The sequence below is a fragment of the Blautia sp. LMAG:36 genome (assembly GCF_008680535.1).
GTDB lineage: Bacteria > Bacillota > Clostridia > Lachnospirales > Lachnospiraceae > Blautia_A > Blautia_A fusiformis.
Genome location: NZ_NALB01000007.1, coordinates 486,838 through 503,713, shown reverse-complemented (window position 1 = coordinate 503,713; position 16,876 = coordinate 486,838). Strand labels below are relative to the sequence as shown.

Here is a 16,876-nt window from a genome sequence, read left to right as displayed (position 1 = left end):
AAAGACCGATATAATTCGAAAAGTACAATAAATGGGACATAAAGATGAAAGCATAAGGGCAGCAGAGTCTGCCAGACAGAATACAGAGGACAAATAAATGGAAGAAACACAATTGAAAAAATTCAGTATCGTTATGGAGGGCGGCGGTATGCGAGGCTTGTATACAGCCGGCGTGATCGATGTTCTGATGGAAAATAAGATTTACGCAGACAGTGCGGTGGGCGTATCGGCTGGAGCTGTTTTTGGATGCAATTATAAGTCCAGGCAGATCGGAAGAGTTCTTCGCTATAACAAAAAGTACTGCAAGGATAAAAGACTTGCAAGCATCCGGAACTGGATCACCACAGGAGATGTATACAGCCGGGAATTCGGATATTACGAACTGCCCTGGAAGCTGGATATTTTTGACCGTCAGACCTACGCAGAAAATCCCATGAAATTTACAGTGGTGTGTACGGACCTGGATACAGGAAAACCGGTGTATCATGAATGTCCCAACGGAGATGTGGAGGATATTGAATGGATGCGTGCGTCTGCATCGATCCCGATAGCCTCCCGACCGGTGAAGCTTGAGGGAAAGAGACTTCTGGACGGTGGTGTGTCTGATCCGATCCCGGTTAAGTGGATGCTTTCCCGGGGATACGAAAAAAACGTAGTGGTGCTTACCAGAGATGTGAAGTACCGAAAAAAAGCGAACCCGAAGATGCAGCTTTTTCTGAAAGCAGTATTACATAAATATCCGGCTTTTCTGAAGGATCTGGAGGAACGGCATATCCATTATAATGAAACACTGGAGGAATTGGCTTCTCTGGAAAAAGAGGGGCGCATTCATATCATCCGTCCGAGCAGTCCCATCCAGGCGGCGATGATCGAGCGTGATGAGAGCAATCTGGAGCGGATCTACCAGACAGGAAGAGCAGATATGAAAAAGGATCTGGAGAAGCTGAAAGCCTACCTGGATTCCTGAATCACAGACTGAAACAAAATTCGACTTATACCCCTTTCTATGTTATGATATTGGATATCATTACAACAGAAAGGGGTATTTTCAATGGGAGAAAAACCTCAGAATATAAAACACAGACATATAAGCCTGGGCGTGCTTGCCCATGTGGATGCAGGAAAGACGACATTATCGGAAGGCCTGCTTTTTAAATGCGGAAGGATCCGGAAAATCGGAAGAGTCGATCACAAGGATGCGTATCTGGATACCTATGAGCTTGAGAGGGAGAGAGGAATCACCATTTTTTCAAAGCAGGCAGTTTTTTCCATGGGGGATATGGAAGTGACACTTCTGGATACGCCGGGGCATGTGGATTTTTCTGCTGAGATGGAGCGTACCCTGCAGGTGCTGGATTATGCAATCCTGGTGATCAACGGAGCAGATGGTGTGCAAGGGCATACACAGACATTGTGGAGACTGCTGACACAGTATAAGATCCCAACATTTCTTTTTGTAAATAAAATGGATCAGGAAGGAACAGACAGGGAAAGACTTCTTGAGGAGCTGAAGAAGAAATTAAGCGGATGCTGTGTGGATTTTAGTGGAGAACTGGAATGCTCCGGTGCAGAAGCAGCAGGGAAAAAGGAGAATCCTGTGGATAACTCCGGGAAATCTCCGTCAGCTGAAGGAATGCAGCTGAAAGATAACGCCAGTGAAGCAGAAAAAGAGAATATATCCGGAACGCAGGGCGCTTCTGATAAAATAAATGGAACTGATGATTTTCTGGAAAATATCGCCATGTGTGAGGAGAACCTTCTGGAAAGCTTCCTGGAAACAGGAACGATCGCAAAAAAGGACGTGGCAGAGCTGATCCTGGAGCGAAAGCTTTTTCCATGCTTTTTTGGATCTGCCCTGAAGATGGAAGGCGTAGATGCTTTTATCCATGGAATGGAGACCTACATGGCAGTACCGTCCTATCCCGCAGAATTCGGAGCCAGGATCTTTAAGATCGCCAGAGATGAGCAGGGAAACCGTCTCACTTATATGAAGATCACCGGCGGCAGCCTGAAGGTTAAGGAGACGCTGACCAATGCAGGAAGAAATGGTATTCCGGCAGAGGAGATCTGGGAGGAAAAGGCAGATCAGATCCGTATCTATTCCGGTGCAAAATTTGAAATGCTCAAAGAGGCAGAGGCAGGAACCGTCTGTGCAGTTACAGGTCTTACCGAAACATATCCGGGAGAGGGACTTGGCATTGAGGCGGATTCTGCCATGCCGGTGCTGGAACCGGTACTGAATTATCAGATCATCCTTCCGGAGGGCTGTGACGCCCACAGGATGCTGAAAAGCCTGAAGGAGCTGGAGGAGGAAGAACCGCAGCTTCATATCATGTGGGATGAGCAGCTGGGAGAGATCCACGCCATGCTGATGGGCGAGGTACAGATCGAGATCCTGAAGCATCTGATCTGGGAGCGTTTTCATGTGGCAGTAGAATTTGGAACTGGTAATATCGTATACAAAGAAACCATTGCCGCACCGGTGGAAGGCGTGGGACATTTTGAACCGCTTCGTCATTATGCAGAGGTGCATCTTCTTCTGGAACCGGGAGAGAGAGGAAGCGGACTTCAGTTTTTTACTGCGGCAAATGAAGATCAGCTGGATCGGAACTGGCAGCGGCTGATCCTGACACATCTGGAGGAAAAAGAGCATCTGGGAGTCCTTACCGGATCACCCATCACCGATATGCAGATCACACTTCTCACCGGGCGGGCACATCAGAAGCATACGGAAGGCGGAGATTTCCGGCAGGCGACTTACCGTGCTGTGCGTCAGGGCCTCAAGAAAGCAGAGACAGTTCTTCTGGAACCCTATTACAGCTTCAGGCTTGAGATTCCGGCAGAAAATGTAGGACGTGCCATGACGGATATCCAGAGGATGCAGGGAACCTTTCAGGGGCCGGAAACCCAGGGAGAGCTATCGGTGATCACAGGAAGTGCGCCGGTGGCAAAAATGAGGGATTATCAGAGTCAGGTAGTTTCCTACACAAGAGGCAGAGGTCATCTGACCTGTACTCTGAAGGGCTATGAACCCTGCCAGGATCAGGAGCAGATCGCAGAGGAGATCGGATATGATTCCGAGAGAGATCTTGAGAATCCTACAGGTTCTGTATTCTGTGCCCATGGAGCAGGCTTCGTGGTTCCCTGGTATGAGGTAGAAGAATATATGCATCTGGAAGGAACTCAGCTTCCGGACAGTAATGATGCCTATGAGGATTCCGACAACAGCTCTGCAGGAGTGCGTGCAGGTCAGGGAACAGCCAAAAACAGTCCTGATCACAGAGCAGCCAATGCCGGCCGTGGAAAATATACCTCCATGTATGGAAGCTACGAAGAGGAAAAAGAACTGAAGGCAATCTTTGAGAAAACTTTTGGTCCGGTGAGCTCAAAGAAATACGGCAGTAACAGCCGAAGCTTCGGAAATCCGGAAAGCGGAAGCAGCTTTTCCGGAAAGGGAGGCAAAGGCGCAGCAGATTCCGGCCTTCTGGCAAAAACCGGTCACGGCGCTTGGAGAAATAGCAGTCCGGCCATCCACAGAGAGGACTATCTGCTGGTGGACGGCTGCAATATTATATTTGCCTGGGAGGATTTAAGAGATCTGGCACAGGCAGACTTTCATGCGGCACAGTCCAGGTTAATGGACATCTTAAGCGATTATCAGGGAATCAAGGGATGTATCCTGATCCTGGTATTTGATGCCTACCGTGTGGAGGGCCATCCGGAGGAAACCTTCCAGTATCATAACATTCATGTTGTCTATACAAAAGAAGCGGAAACAGCAGACCAGTATATTGAACGCACTGTCCATAAAATCGGACGGAAGCATAACGTGACAGTTGCCACATCAGACGGACTGGAGCAGATCATCATTATGGGACAGGGAGCCGCCAGGATCTCAGCGCGCGGATTCAAAGATGAGATCGCTTCCGCAAAACGGCAGATGAGAGAAGAATGGCAGGAGCGCAGGGACAACAGCAAAACCTATCTCTTTGACAGTATGACACCGGAACTGAAATCTCATATGGAAGACATCCGTCTGGGAAGAAAGAAAAAAGAAGAATTATAACAAAAAATATATGCCCTCATTGTGGGCATATTTCACAAAAATAAAAAAACTTTTTGAATTCTTTTGCAAATAAATGGGAAAAGTAGTAAAATAAGGATAGAATCCTCAGTGAGAAGCTCCTTGTCTGGATATATAACCTGGCAGGGAGCTTTCATTAGAGCACAATAAGCGCCAGGATAACAAAAGAAAAGTAAAAAAATGAAAGGAAGTGGAAAAATGTTTGAAACAGGCGAATATGTTGTGTATGGTCGTACCGGCATCTGCCAGGTAACAGGAGTTACCACAATGAGGGTGGATGGTTCCTCCGGCGAGAAGCTTTATTATGTACTGAGACCCGGAGGAGAGACAGATGGGAAGATATTTACACCGGTGAAAGGTGGAAAGCAGGTGCTTCGCGGAATCATTACGAGGGAAGAAGCGGAGAGGCTTATCGATGAGATCCCATCCATTGAGACACTGAGTATTGAGAATGAGAAATTCCGGGAGGATAGCTACAAGAAATGCATCCGTACCTGTGAATGCAGAGATCTTCTTCGGATCATCAAGACGATCTACGTCAGAAAACAGGCCAGATTATCTCATGGCAAAAAAACAACCGCTACAGACGAGCGGTATCTGAAGCTTGCAGAGGATCATCTCTATTCTGAATTTTCCATGTTACTGGATATCCCCAAAGAACATATGGCAGATTATATTGAACAGCGAGTACACCAGCAGGAGGAAGCCGAAGAACAGGTATGCGCTGTTTGACAAAGCAGAGCGTATCTGCTATGGTATTTCCGGTAACCTTCCAGAAATCCTGTATCTGTGACAGAAGCTTCACAGGAAGTGGAGAACAGATCCAGGATCAGTCTGAATGTTATAAAGAAAAGGAGATGCCAGAGAAATGAGAGAACAGCTTACCCGCAAGGATGTTGAAAAAATAGAGCAGGAGATCGAACACCGTAAACTGGTAGTACGCAAGGAAGCCATTGAGGCGGTCAAGGAGGCACGTGCCCAGGGAGACTTAAGCGAGAACTTTGAGTATTATGCAGCCAAGAAACATAAGAATCAGAACGAGAGCCGCATCCGTTATCTGGAGAGGATGCTGAAGACCGCTTCCATTGTATCCGATGCTTCCAGATCAGACGAAGTGGGAATGGACGATATCGTGGAAGTTCTTTTTGAAGAAGATAATGAGGTGGAGAAGTACAAGCTGGTTACTTCCATCCGTGGAAATTCCATGGAAAACCGTATCAGTATCGAATCGCCTATCGGCAAGGCACTGCGCGGTCATCGTGTAGGAGACCGGGTGGAAGTAAAGGTCAATGATGATTACAGCTATTACCTTGTAATAAAATCCATCGACAAGACCGGATCTGAGGATGAGGAAATCCGCGGATTCTGAACGATATATAGGACAGAGAGATCCTGACGGGAAATCGGTTTCCCGTAACAGGATCCTCTGTTTTATTTTTTTTACACAGATTTTACATTCCAGTGGGGAAAATTTTACAATAGGCCGCTATTATGAAAATCGTTGAAATGAGAAAAAAGGAAATCAAACATATCAAAAAGAGAAAGTGAAGGAGAGTATTATGGACTTTTTCAGCGTACTGGCATTGCTTGGCGGCCTTGCTATTTTCCTTTATGGAATGAACTTAATGGGAGACGGGCTTGCGAAGGTTGCAGGCGGAAAGCTTGAGCGGATCCTGGAGACACTTACCTCCAATCCCATCAGAGCCGTTCTTCTTGGAATGGGTGTGACTGCAGTGATCCAGTCATCCTCGGCAACTACCGTTATGGTCGTTGGTTTTGTAAACTCGGGAATCATGAAGCTGTCCCAGGTTGTGGGAATCATCATGGGTGCCAATATCGGTACTACCGTAACCTCATGGATCTTAAGTCTTACAGGTATCCAGAGTGATAACTTTATTATCCGGCTTTTTAAGCCGACGTCATTTTCACCGATACTGGCACTGATCGGCGTGGTTCTGATCATGTTTACAAAAAGCCAGAAGAAAAAGGACGTGGGAGCGATCTTTGTAGGCTTTGCGATCCTGATGTATGGAATGAATGCCATGAGCGGAGCTGTGGAACCTCTTGCAGAGGTACCGGAGTTTACCGGAATGCTGGTGAAATTCTCCAATCCGATCCTTGGAGTTGTGGCCGGAGCAGTGCTGACAGCGATCATCCAGTCGTCTTCCGCATCGGTTGGTATCCTCCAGGCACTGTGCCTTACCGGAATGGTACCGTTCAGTGCAGCACTTCCTATTATCATGGGACAGAATATCGGTACCTGTATCACTGCGATCCTTTCAGCCATCGGAGCCAGCAAAAACGCAAAACGTGCGGCTATGGTCCATCTGTATTTCAATCTGATCGGAACCATGCTGTTCATGGCAGTATTTTATGCGATAAATGCAGCAGTACATTTTTCATTTATGGCACAGGCAGCGACTCCGGCCGGGATCGCGATCCTGCACAGTGCCTTCAATATCACGGCAACTCTTGTTCTTCTTCCGTTTGGAAAGGCTCTGGAGAAGCTTGCCTGTCTTACTATCCGCGACAGGAAGGAAGAGGAGGAGAAGGTGGCAGCAGATCCGGATTTCATGATCCTGGAAAGCCGTTTTCTGGAGAAACCTGCATTTGCAGTTGAGCAGAGCAGGAATGCAGCGAAAAAAATGGCAGAGGATTCTCATAGAACTCTGTTTACCGCCCTGGACCTTCTGAAGAATTTCAGCGCAGAAGGAAAGGCTCTGGTGGAAGAAGCAGAGAAAAAGGTAGACCGTTATGAGGATGAACTTGGAACCTATCTTGTAAAACTGAACCAGAAGGATCTTTCCGTTCATGACAGTCACAGTGTTTCCATCATGCTCCACTGTATCGGTGATTTCGAGAGGATTTCCGATCACGGTGTGAACATCATGGAATCCGCACAGGAGCTTTATGAAAAAGGCCTGAAGTTTTCGGATAAGGCGCTGGAAGAGTTACGTGTCATGGAGCATGCGGTGGAAGACATTGTAGATATTGCTTACAAGGTTTACGAAAATCAGGATGTGCAGCTTGCGAGAGAGATCGAGCCACTGGAGGAAGTAATCGATGAACTCAGCAAGGAACTGAAGTACCGGCATATCCAGAGACTTCGCGCCGGAGAATGTACCATTGAAATGGGATTCATCCTGTCCGATGTGACTACCAGCCTGGAGCGTGTGGCAGATCACTGTTCCAATATCGGTGTTTGTGTGACACAGGTTCATGAAGATGCTTTTGATACACATCAGCACCTGAAGCAGATCAAACATGGGCCGGACGAAACCTTCTACCGTGCGCTGGAGGTGATCCGGAATCAGTATCAGCTTCCGGAAATAAAGGATGAGCAGGCGGCAGCCCAGATGGCAGCGGCAGGCAGCCAATAAAAAGATATCGAAATGCTATGCCCTGGTTATCTGTATCAGCAGACGGCCAGGGCTTGTGCAGTAAAAAGAAAGCAGTTATACTGAAGGCATGGAACAAAAAAGACCAGACGATTATGAAGTGCCAACGGCAAAAAACGAACAGAGAGGATATAGAATGATCTACTGTGTGGAAGATGAGAGAAATATCAGAGAGCTTCTTGTCTATACCCTGGAGACAACAGGCTTTGAGGCAGAAGGTTTTGAAACCGGGGCAGAACTTGACACAGCCATGAAAAAAAATATGCCGGAACTGATCCTGCTGGATATCATGCTCCCGGGTGAAGATGGGTATAATATTTTGAAACGACTGAAAAGTGACACCAGGACCCGGGATATCCCGGTGATCATGGTCACAGCCAAAGAAGCGGAGTTTGACAAGGTAAAAGGTCTGGAGGGCGGCGCAGATGATTACATCACCAAGCCCTTCGGGATGATGGAATTTGTAGCCAGGGTCAAAGCGGTCCTTCGGCGCTGCGCAAGGCAGAGCGAAGAGAGAGAGCTGTACTGTAAGGATCTTCGTGTCAATGTGTCCCGTCACGAAGTCAGCTATCAGGGTGAGGTGAAGGAGCTGACCAGAAAGGAATTCGAGCTTCTGGAATATCTTATGGAGAACAAAGGACTGGTCATGTCCAGAAACCAGATCCTGTGCCATGTGTGGGGCTATGATTTTGACGGAGAAACAAGGACTGTAGATGTTCATGTACGGACTCTCCGACAAAAGCTGGGGGAAGCTGGAAATCTGATCGAGACAGTGCGTGGCGTGGGATACCGGATCGGAGATCATGTATGAAAAAGAAAATTCTGCATCATACAAGCATTATGATCATTTTTGCTGTTCTTGTCACGTTTCTGGCAGCAAGTGTGGTCACCTACAATAAATTAAACACATACATGCAGCGGGGAGTCCGTGAGGAAGCGCAGTATATCTGCCTTGCCATGGATGAGTATGGAGATTCCTTTCTCACAAAAAAGCTTCAGACAGTATCATCAAGTCGTGTGACTCTCATCCGTAAAGACGGAACCGTTCTCTACGATTCTGAGGCCTCTCCGAAAAAACTGGCAAATCACAGTGATCGTCCGGAATTTATACAGGCAGAAAAAAATGGAAAAAGCGAAAGTATCCGTTATTCAGAAACCTTTGCAAAAAAGACCTTTTATTATGCGGTGAAGCTGGATGACGGAAATGTGCTCCGTGTAGGAAAAACCGTAGACTCCATATATTCCACCTGGATCTCAAGTCTTGCTGTGCTGGGACTTCTGATGCTCCTGGTACTGATCCTGGAGTTTGTTTTTGCACAGAGACAGACCAGAGAGCTGATCCGTCCGATCAACGATCTGGATCTGGAGCATCCGCTGAACAATGTGTGCTATGAGGAGCTGCGTCCCCTTCTTGTGCGGGTGGATGAACAGAACCGGCAGATCCGGCAGCAGGTAAAAGAACTGAAGGAGGCAGAGGAGATCCGGAAGGAATTTTCTGCAAATGTTTCCCATGAGCTGAAGACCCCGCTGATGTCCATTTCCGGTTATGCGGAGCTTATGATGAACGGCATGGTTCCGGCAGATCATATACGGGAATTTTCCGGAAGGATCTACCATGAATCAATAAGACTTTCCAATCTGGTAGCGGATATCATCCAGCTTTCCAGACTGGATGAAAGCAACAGTGAGGTTCCTTTTGAAGAGGTGGATCTTTATGAGCTTGCGGAAGACGTAAGAAATAATCTCAGACATCCTGCCGGAAAGAAAAATATTTTCCTTGAGCTTGCCGGAAGTGCAGAGAAGATCAAGGGTGTCCGCCATGTACTCTATGAGATGCTTTTTAATATTGCAGACAATGCAGTTCGCTATACAGAACAGAATGGTCATGTGCGGATCATGGTAGGCAACCGGAAAGGGCATCCGTTCTACTGTGTGGCAGATGATGGGATCGGAATCCCGAAAAGTGAACAGGGAAGGATCTTTGAGCGCTTTTACCGGGTAGACAAAAGCCATTCCAGACAGACCGGCGGAACCGGTCTGGGGCTTTCCATTGTGAAGCATGGAGCAACGCTTCATCATGCACAGATCAACGTGGAAAGTGAACAGGGAGTTGGAACCAGGATGGAGATCGTTTTCCCGGAGAATACTTCTGACCGAAAATAAACTGAAAATAATCAGTAGGATTTCACGGTGAAGTGTAGTATAATAAAAAAAGATTCAAAGGCCGGTCGGATGAGAATCTGACCGGCTTAAACTATGTATGGGAAAAAATCCCTGTATTTCTAAAAATCAGGAGGAACAAAATTATGAAAGAGCCGGTTCTGGTAGTAATGGCAGCAGGAATGGGAAGCCGCTACGGCGGACTGAAACAGATCGATCCTGTAGATCAGGAAGGTCATATCATCATGGATTTTTCCATTTATGATGCCGTACGTGCAGGCTTTAAGAAAGTGGTATTCATCATAAAAAAAGAGAATGAACAGGATTTCCGCGATGCCATTGGCGACCGCTTAAGTGACAAGGTGGAGATCGTTTATGTGCATCAGGATCTTAACAACATCCCGGAAGGTTTCCGGGTTCCGGAAGGCCGTGTGAAGCCATGGGGAACCGGACATGCGGTATTAAGCTGTGCCGGAGAGATCGACGGACCGTTTGTGGTGATCAATGCAGATGATTATTATGGAACCCATGCCTTTAAGATGGCGTATGATTTCCTGATCCAGGCCCAGGAGGACACTGTACCTGCCCAGTATATGATGGTAGGCTACCGTCTTGAGAATACCCTGACAGACAACGGCTACGTTTCCAGAGGTGTCTGTGAGACAGATGAAAATGGATATCTTGCAGATATCAATGAGCGAACACACATTGAGAAACGTGACGGCGGAGCAGCCTACACAGAGGACGATGGAAAAACCTGGACAAGTCTCCCGGGAGAGACTCCGGTATCCATGAACATGTGGGGATTCACCGGCGGATTTATGAAAGAGCTGGTAAAACGCTTCCCGGTATTCCTTGAAAAGAGCATCCCGGAAAATCCTCTGAAATGCGAATATTTCCTTCCGTTTGTAGTTGACGAGCTCCTCCAGGAAAAAAAGGCAGCAGTCAGGGTCCTTACCACACAGGATAAATGGTACGGAGTGACCTATAAAGAGGACAAACCGGTAGTGGTAGCCGCGATCCAGAATCTGAAGGATCAGGGACTTTATCCGCAGGGACTCTGGGATTAAGTAGTAAACCTGGTTTTCTGCTATTGTGGAAACAAAGGAACAGTGCTAAAATAAACAGGAACAGTTAGATCCAATAGAGGAGGAGAAAAACTATGGCAATTTTAGTAACAGGTGGAGCAGGATACATTGGAAGTCATACCGTTGTAGAGCTGCAGAGCGCAGGATATGATGTTGTAGTAGTTGACAATTTATGCAATTCCAGTGAGAAGGCTCTGGACAGAGTATCCAAGATCACAGGCAAACCGGTGAAATTCTATAAAGCAGATATCCTGGACCGCGAAGCATTAAATGAAGTTTTTGACAAAGAAGAGATCGACTCCTGTATTCATTTTGCAGGACTGAAAGCAGTTGGTGAATCTGTTGCCAAGCCGTGGGAGTATTATGAGAACAATATCGCAGGAACCCTTACTCTTGTAGACGTGATGAGAAAACATAATGTAAAAAATATCATTTTCTCTTCCTCAGCAACCGTATACGGAGATCCGGCAATGATTCCGATCACCGAGGAGTGCCCGAAGGGACAGTGTACCAATCCATATGGCTGGACCAAATCCATGCTGGAGCAGATCCTTACAGACATCCAGAAGGCAGACCCGGAGTGGAACGTAGTTCTTCTTCGTTACTTCAACCCGATCGGTGCTCATAAGAGCGGAACCATCGGTGAGAATCCAAATGGTATCCCGAACAACCTGATGCCATATATCACACAGGTAGCAGTAGGCAAGCTGAAAGAGCTTGGCGTATTCGGAAACGATTACGATACACCGGATGGAACAGGTGTCCGTGACTACATCCACGTAGTAGACCTTGCCAAGGGCCATGTAAAAGCCCTTAAGAAGCTGGAAGACAATTCCGGATTAAGTATCTACAACCTTGGAACCGGAAAAGGCTACAGTGTTCTTGATATCGTTAAGAACTTTGAGGCAGCTACCGGCGTTAAGATCCCATATGTGATCAAACCACGCCGCCCAGGCGACATCGCAACCTGCTACTCCGATGCAACCAAAGCTGAGAAAGAGCTTGGCTGGAAGGCAGAGAACGGAATCCGCGAGATGTGTGCAGACTCCTGGAGATGGCAGAGCCAGAACCCTAATGGATATGAGGCTTAAGGAACAGAAAGCTTAATTACATAAAAATATAAAAGCGATATAAAACACGGCAGACAGCCCCGGAGGGATGTCTGCCGTGTTGTTTTTTTTGAGGGTAAAAAAGTCGCTTATCATTTCCATAAGCGACAAACAGGCCGGAAACCCGTATAAATGCGGACTTCCGGCCTGCGTTGACCATAATTTTGACTGCTAATAGTTCAGCTTTTCCATGCACTTCTGTTTTTGTTTTATGCTGCTGTGCACATAAATATCCATGGTGATTTTGACGGACGAATGTCCCAGAATTTCAGAAAGTGTCTTGCTGTCAAATCCCATTTCCGTACAACGGGTGGCAAAAGCATGCCGGAGAGAATGAATGTTGATACTGGGGATTTCACATTGCTGAAGGAGCTTCTGGAATTTACGCTGTATATTTCTGGGCTCCATACACTTACGATTCGTACCCGTCAGCAGGTATGAATCAGGTTCAGCAGCAATCCGCTTCATTTTTTTCAATAAAAAATCAGGGATTGGAATATCCCTGATGGATGAGACTGATTTAGGAGGACCTATCATTAAAACGGTTTTGGGTTCGTCATCAGATTCACCAGAATAATCAAGATTTTTTATCCGTGAGATCGTTCGCCTTATATGTAGCAGCTTTTTATCAAAATCAATATCTTCCCAACGGATGCCGCTGAGCTCGCCAACGCGGATCCCTGTATAAATACATAGTAAGATGCCGATGGGAAATTCTGAGTCCTCAGCAGAGAGAACTGTGATCAGCTTTGTGAGATGTTCATGAGAAATAAGCTGAAAAGGACTGGTATTTATTTTGGGATACCGAAATTCAAGCTGTGAAAGATTCAGATACCCCTGTTTTTCACCATAGCGTAAAATGCTGTGGAACAGGATCAGAAGATTTTTGATGGTACGTGGCGAAAGCCCCTGCCGTTTCAGCTTTTCAGAGAAGGCATATACAGAAGCAGAAGAAATGTATCTCAGCGGCATATCACCAAATTCCGGAAGGATATGTGTATCAAGAAGTGTTTCGTAGCAGGCATAGGTGCTGAGCTTTACAGCATAACGCATGGATAACATCCATTCTTCACTGAGGTTTCGAAATACATAACACTTTCCCGGAGAGTTTTGAAGATTATTCTGACATAAAACAGCCAGCTTTTTCTTTTTTACAGCCTCGTATGTACGACCATACAGATATCCGTACTGGATCCGTCCATTCTGGTCACGACATTTTTCATAGCGTGCTTCCCATCGGCCATCTTTTCTTTTTCTGATATTTTCCCCTTTTCTAGGCATAATCGTAGTCTCCTTTTCGCACTATTATAGCAAAAGTCTGACCATTTTTGTGACCACTAATAAGCGAAAAAAAGGAAAATTTGTCGTATATAAAAAAATTTAACCGAAAAAACCTGCATTTTTGGTCGAAAGTGGTGCATTTTTCGTATCTTGACAGTGACAGGGTGCAATGCTATCATTGATTAAGATTCAAAAACTATGCAATTTGAGAGAAAATCACCTGTCGCTTATGGAAATGATAAGTGACAAAAATAATAATTTAGATAAGTTATATTATAATGATTTTTCTTTGCAAAAAACGGAGAACCAAAATGAAAGAACCGGAAACCGGCAAAAAAGAAAACACCGGAAAAAGCGGCTACAGCATCACAACCTGGCGACTGCATCTCTGGTGCAGACATCCGGAATGGCTGCGGACCACACAGGAATTTTATAACCGGATCGCTGAATTTTATTACAACCTGCTTCTGGATCATACGGATCTCTGGGAACTGGGAAGCCAGCAGACTTTACGCGAGCTGGAGATCATGAGCATTCCGGGACGAGGCGGACGCATACCATCAGATCCCCTCCCCTGGCAAAAGGTTCCACTGTATTTTCGAAGAGCAGCAGCCAATGAAGGAATTGCTTCAGCCAAAAGCTATATCAGCCGTTTTGCCCAGGATGAGAAGATCGGCAGAGCAGAGAAACTAAATGCAGCAGTTACTTATTACAAAGGAATGTATCAGGATTTTTCCGCTAAAGAGATCACGTTGCGTGTCTGGACAGGAGACACATGGACCTGGATGCATTGTCGGCTGTCAGGCAGAGACTTTCCGGAAAACGCCAGACTCATGTCACCATCCGTAGTTTTTGAATACAAATATGACATGCTGCATGTTCCAGTACGTCAGAACAATGAAAATACAGCAACCGTACGTCAGAGGATGCAGGCAGGATGCAGGATACTCTGTATTCAGTTTACAAACAGTGATGCCTTTGCAGCAGGCGTTGTTCTGGACGGAACCGGTCAGGAGATCGCAGTGAAGTTCTGGAAAGGCGGAAATGAATACAGCCACCATTGCAGAAAGCTTCTGGAAAAAATCCAGAAGTCCCAGGAAGCAACCGGAGGCAGACAGACAGGCAGAGTAGATCAGAAATACTGGATGCATCTGAAACATCTTTCTGAACACTATGGACACCAGGTCACAAGCCAGATCTTACGTTTTGCCGTAGAGCAGGACGTTTCTGTGATCGTACTTCCACGTTATAACCAGGAATATTCCAGAAACGTCATGAAAGGCTCAGGAAACTGGGGCCCGCTCCACTTAAGCACCAGGATTCGCCAGTACCTGGACTACAAAGCCTGGAAAAACGGAATCATTGTTATCGAAGTCCACGCCACCGGCATCAGCAAAATTTGTGCAAAGTGTGGTGCAGAAATCATTCGGACTGACACCAGAACAGAACTATGCTGCTGTGCCAACGGACACCAGATGAATCGGTATCTGAATGCTGTGAGAAATCTCGGGAAAAAGTGCCTGACACAGTTTGGACGCAGAGCATGAAGGGAAGAACAAAGGAAACAGAACAGAATATCAGCATGAAAAGAGCGCAGGTGGATTGACCTTATGGCATGTCGGAAAACAGATGTCATAAGGTCAGTGCATCGGCTTTGCCGTGCTGACAAAAAGAAAGCGAAAGCAAAACACGGTGTATATCAGTGATAAACACCGTCGGGTTGAATACCGCCTGTCGTGTGTGTGCCTGAAGAAGGGATGGGCACGGCGAAGAATGTGCCGGCTTTTGAGTTGGGGAGTGTATTCGAAGTTATGAAAAATAAAAACTTGCATATGGAGGATGAATAGAAAAAAGAGAGAAAGCATGTAAGGAAATATTGAAATGACGAAGAATACGCCTACAGTAAAAATTATAGTAGCAACACATAAAAAATATGAAATGCCTCAAGATGCAATGTATCTTCCACTGCATGTTGGCGCAGAGGGAAAAACAGATCAGAATGGAAATCCGCTGGATTTAGGGTATCAAAAAGATAATACAGGAGAAAACATTTCAAACAAAAACGCTGCGTATTGTGAGCTTACAGGCTTATATTGGGCATGGAAAAATCTTGACACGGATTATACAGGATTGGCACATTATAGACGCCATTTTGGAAAGAAAACCAAGGCACCATTTGAAGGTGTTCTTACGTATAATGAGCTGCGCCCAATGTTGGAAAAATATAAAATTTTTGTACCTAAAAAAAGAAAGTATTATATAGAAACCTTATATTCCCATTATGAACATACACATTATGCATCTCAATTAGATATCACCAGAGAGATAATCGCTGAAAAATATCCCGACTATCTGAAAAGTTATGATGAAGTTGTAAAACACACTTACGGATATATGTTCAATATGATGATCATGCAAAAACGATATCTGAATGATTATTGTGAATGGTTATTTGATATTCTCTTCGAGTTAGAAAAACGCATCGATCCACAGGAATTATCAGCATTTCAGGGGCGATTTTATGGAAGAGTAAGCGAGATAATATTTAATGTGTGGCTTGATGGTGAGATTAAACTAGGGAAAATTAAGAAAAATGAGATTAAAGAGTTGCCTTACCAGCATATGGAAAAGATTAATTGGTGGAAAAAGAGTACAGCGTTTTTAAAAGCTAAGTTTGTTGGAAAAAGATATGAGGGGAGCTTTTAAATAAGAGGATTATGAATGAAAAAATATTAATTTCATATATTATTCCAGCATATAATGCGGCTGATACATTAGAAAGAGCTGTGGAAAGTATTACACATACTTGTAACATGGAGAAATATGAAATATTGATTGTTGAAAATGGATCAACTGATTACACCAATAGTGTTGTATTAAAATTAATTCAAAAATATGGAGAAAATATTAAACTAATTCATTCGGAAAAAGGAGTGTCAAGAGCTAGAAATGAAGGATTGAAAAACGCCAGAGGAGAATGGATTGTCTTTGTCGATGCAGATGATTATATAGTATCTAAAAGCAAAAAATATATTTACGAAGATATATTAAATGCTAAAGCGGATTTGTATGTATATAGTTACGAGATTGGTAATAGAGCAAATTATATAAACAATAAAGAAGAGAAAACATATTATTTTAATGACTCTGCAGAAAAAATGAAGTTGGAAATGATCGCAAATCCAACAAAATTCATGCAGGTTTGGGGAAAGATTTTTAGGAAAAGCATTATTTATGAAAATAGAATTAGCTTTAATACAAAAATGCAGCTTTCAGAGGATAGTGATTTTACATTACATTATTTAATGCATTGTTCCAGAATTAGCATAAGTGATACGATATTTTACCATTATTCTATAGACAATGAGTCTACGATGAGGAGTAACGCAGATAAAAAAGTGCTTCAATATATTGAAGCTATGAATATAACGAGTAAGTATATTGAAAAACAACATGAAAATGTACAATTGGCATTTAATGATTATATTTTAATGCATTTAAATATAGCCTGTGTTAGAGGTATATTTTGCGTTAATAATAAAGAAAATTATGTAAAAAAAATAGAGCATATAAAAAAAATTATAAATACACCTGTATTCAAAGATGCGATAAAAAAGTTCCATATAAAGAATAATTTTTCAGCGAGAACATTGCCTGTTTTTTTTATGAAATATAAATTGGTTCATATTGCAAGTATCATATATATTGTGCGGGCATATCAAAATTATATTTACGAAAAAAGTAGAAATTAAAATA

Annotated in this window: 14 protein-coding genes; 13 read left to right on the top strand and 1 reads right to left on the bottom strand. The window is 44.5% G+C overall.

Annotated elements, in window-relative coordinates:
* Positions 1 to 97: 97 nt before the first annotated feature.
* The 10 genes from CCC17_RS11715 to galE all read left to right on the top strand — a co-directional run bounded on the left by CCC17_RS11715 (position 98) and on the right by galE (position 11,821).
* A complete protein-coding gene (locus CCC17_RS11715; protein ID WP_015527344.1) occupies positions 98 to 967 on the top strand; it encodes a patatin-like phospholipase family protein in 870 nt (289 codons plus the stop codon).
* Between the two features lie 84 nt (positions 968 to 1,051).
* Entirely contained in the window at positions 1,052 to 4,066 is a 3,015-nt protein-coding gene (locus CCC17_RS11710; RefSeq protein WP_287083142.1) for a translation factor GTPase family protein, read from the top strand.
* 216 nt (positions 4,067 to 4,282) lie between these two features.
* The gene (locus CCC17_RS11705) at positions 4,283 to 4,816 is read left to right on the top strand and encodes a CarD family transcriptional regulator (protein ID WP_243119189.1); all 534 of its coding nucleotides are present in this window, start codon (positions 4,283 to 4,285) and stop codon (positions 4,814 to 4,816) included.
* Complete coding sequence (locus tag CCC17_RS11700; protein ID WP_015527341.1) at positions 4,804 to 4,956, top strand: hypothetical protein; 153 nt, start codon at positions 4,804 to 4,806, stop codon at positions 4,954 to 4,956. Before CCC17_RS11705 ends, CCC17_RS11700 begins: the two co-directional genes overlap by 13 nt.
* Positions 4,953 to 5,453, top strand: coding sequence for a transcription elongation factor GreA (greA, locus tag CCC17_RS11695; protein ID WP_015527340.1), 501 nt, complete (start codon positions 4,953 to 4,955; stop codon positions 5,451 to 5,453). The genes CCC17_RS11700 and greA overlap by 4 nt, the downstream gene beginning before the upstream one ends.
* Positions 5,454 to 5,643: 190 nt before the next feature.
* Positions 5,644 to 7,464, top strand: a complete 1,821-nt coding sequence (locus CCC17_RS11690) for a Na/Pi cotransporter family protein (RefSeq protein WP_022427064.1) — start codon at positions 5,644 to 5,646, stop codon at positions 7,462 to 7,464.
* A 154-nt stretch (positions 7,465 to 7,618) separates the two neighbouring features.
* Positions 7,619 to 8,293: a winged helix-turn-helix domain-containing protein gene (locus CCC17_RS11685; RefSeq protein ID WP_022427063.1), complete on the top strand. Its 675-nt coding sequence runs from the start codon at positions 7,619 to 7,621 to the stop codon at positions 8,291 to 8,293.
* On the top strand, positions 8,290 to 9,645 hold the full coding sequence (locus tag CCC17_RS11680; RefSeq protein WP_173739334.1) for a sensor histidine kinase: 1,356 nt from the start codon (positions 8,290 to 8,292) through the stop codon (positions 9,643 to 9,645). Before CCC17_RS11685 ends, CCC17_RS11680 begins: the two co-directional genes overlap by 4 nt.
* A gap of 143 nt (positions 9,646 to 9,788) precedes the next feature.
* Positions 9,789 to 10,712, top strand: coding sequence for a sugar phosphate nucleotidyltransferase (locus CCC17_RS11675; RefSeq protein ID WP_287083141.1), 924 nt, complete (start codon positions 9,789 to 9,791; stop codon positions 10,710 to 10,712).
* Between the two features lie 92 nt (positions 10,713 to 10,804).
* A complete protein-coding gene (gene galE / locus CCC17_RS11670; RefSeq protein WP_015527335.1) occupies positions 10,805 to 11,821 on the top strand; it encodes a UDP-glucose 4-epimerase GalE in 1,017 nt (338 codons plus the stop codon).
* Positions 11,822 to 12,010: 189 nt separating this feature from the next.
* Here galE and CCC17_RS11665 read toward each other — a convergent pair whose 3' ends face one another.
* On the bottom strand, positions 12,011 to 13,120 hold the full coding sequence (locus tag CCC17_RS11665) for a tyrosine-type recombinase/integrase (protein ID WP_287083140.1): 1,110 nt from the start codon (positions 13,118 to 13,120) through the stop codon (positions 12,011 to 12,013).
* Positions 13,121 to 13,431: 311 nt separating this feature from the next.
* Between CCC17_RS11665 and CCC17_RS11660 the strand changes: the two genes are divergently transcribed.
* From CCC17_RS11660 to CCC17_RS11650, 3 genes are all read left to right on the top strand, one after another.
* Positions 13,432 to 14,667 carry a transposase gene (locus CCC17_RS11660; protein ID WP_287083139.1) on the top strand — a complete coding sequence of 412 codons (1,236 nt, stop codon included), beginning with the start codon at positions 13,432 to 13,434 and terminating at the stop codon, positions 14,665 to 14,667.
* A gap of 334 nt (positions 14,668 to 15,001) precedes the next feature.
* Positions 15,002 to 15,826 (top strand): DUF4422 domain-containing protein, encoded by an 825-nt coding sequence (locus CCC17_RS11655; protein WP_059086096.1) that lies wholly within the window; start codon positions 15,002 to 15,004, stop codon positions 15,824 to 15,826.
* Positions 15,827 to 15,837: 11 nt separating this feature from the next.
* A complete protein-coding gene (locus tag CCC17_RS11650) occupies positions 15,838 to 16,872 on the top strand; it encodes a glycosyltransferase family 2 protein (protein ID WP_287083138.1) in 1,035 nt (344 codons plus the stop codon).
* Positions 16,873 to 16,876 lie beyond the last annotated feature (4 nt).

Coding starts and splice junctions, on each gene's coding strand:
- CCC17_RS11655 (WP_059086096.1), top strand. CDS start 15,002: ATGACGAAGAATACGCCTACAGTAAAAATTATAGTAGCAACACATAAA.
- CCC17_RS11680 (WP_173739334.1), top strand. CDS start 8,290: ATGAAAAAGAAAATTCTGCATCATACAAGCATTATGATCATTTTTGCT.
- CCC17_RS11675 (WP_287083141.1), top strand. CDS start 9,789: ATGAAAGAGCCGGTTCTGGTAGTAATGGCAGCAGGAATGGGAAGCCGC.
- CCC17_RS11660 (WP_287083139.1), top strand. CDS start 13,432: ATGAAAGAACCGGAAACCGGCAAAAAAGAAAACACCGGAAAAAGCGGC.
- CCC17_RS11700 (WP_015527341.1), top strand. CDS start 4,804: ATGCGCTGTTTGACAAAGCAGAGCGTATCTGCTATGGTATTTCCGGTA.
- CCC17_RS11650 (WP_287083138.1), top strand. CDS start 15,838: ATGAATGAAAAAATATTAATTTCATATATTATTCCAGCATATAATGCG.
- CCC17_RS11705 (WP_243119189.1), top strand. CDS start 4,283: ATGTTTGAAACAGGCGAATATGTTGTGTATGGTCGTACCGGCATCTGC.
- CCC17_RS11685 (WP_022427063.1), top strand. CDS start 7,619: ATGATCTACTGTGTGGAAGATGAGAGAAATATCAGAGAGCTTCTTGTC.
- galE (WP_015527335.1), top strand. CDS start 10,805: ATGGCAATTTTAGTAACAGGTGGAGCAGGATACATTGGAAGTCATACC.
- greA (WP_015527340.1), top strand. CDS start 4,953: ATGAGAGAACAGCTTACCCGCAAGGATGTTGAAAAAATAGAGCAGGAG.
- CCC17_RS11665 (WP_287083140.1), bottom strand. CDS start 13,120: ATGCCTAGAAAAGGGGAAAATATCAGAAAAAGAAAAGATGGCCGATGG.
- CCC17_RS11690 (WP_022427064.1), top strand. CDS start 5,644: ATGGACTTTTTCAGCGTACTGGCATTGCTTGGCGGCCTTGCTATTTTC.
- CCC17_RS11710 (WP_287083142.1), top strand. CDS start 1,052: ATGGGAGAAAAACCTCAGAATATAAAACACAGACATATAAGCCTGGGC.
- CCC17_RS11715 (WP_015527344.1), top strand. CDS start 98: ATGGAAGAAACACAATTGAAAAAATTCAGTATCGTTATGGAGGGCGGC.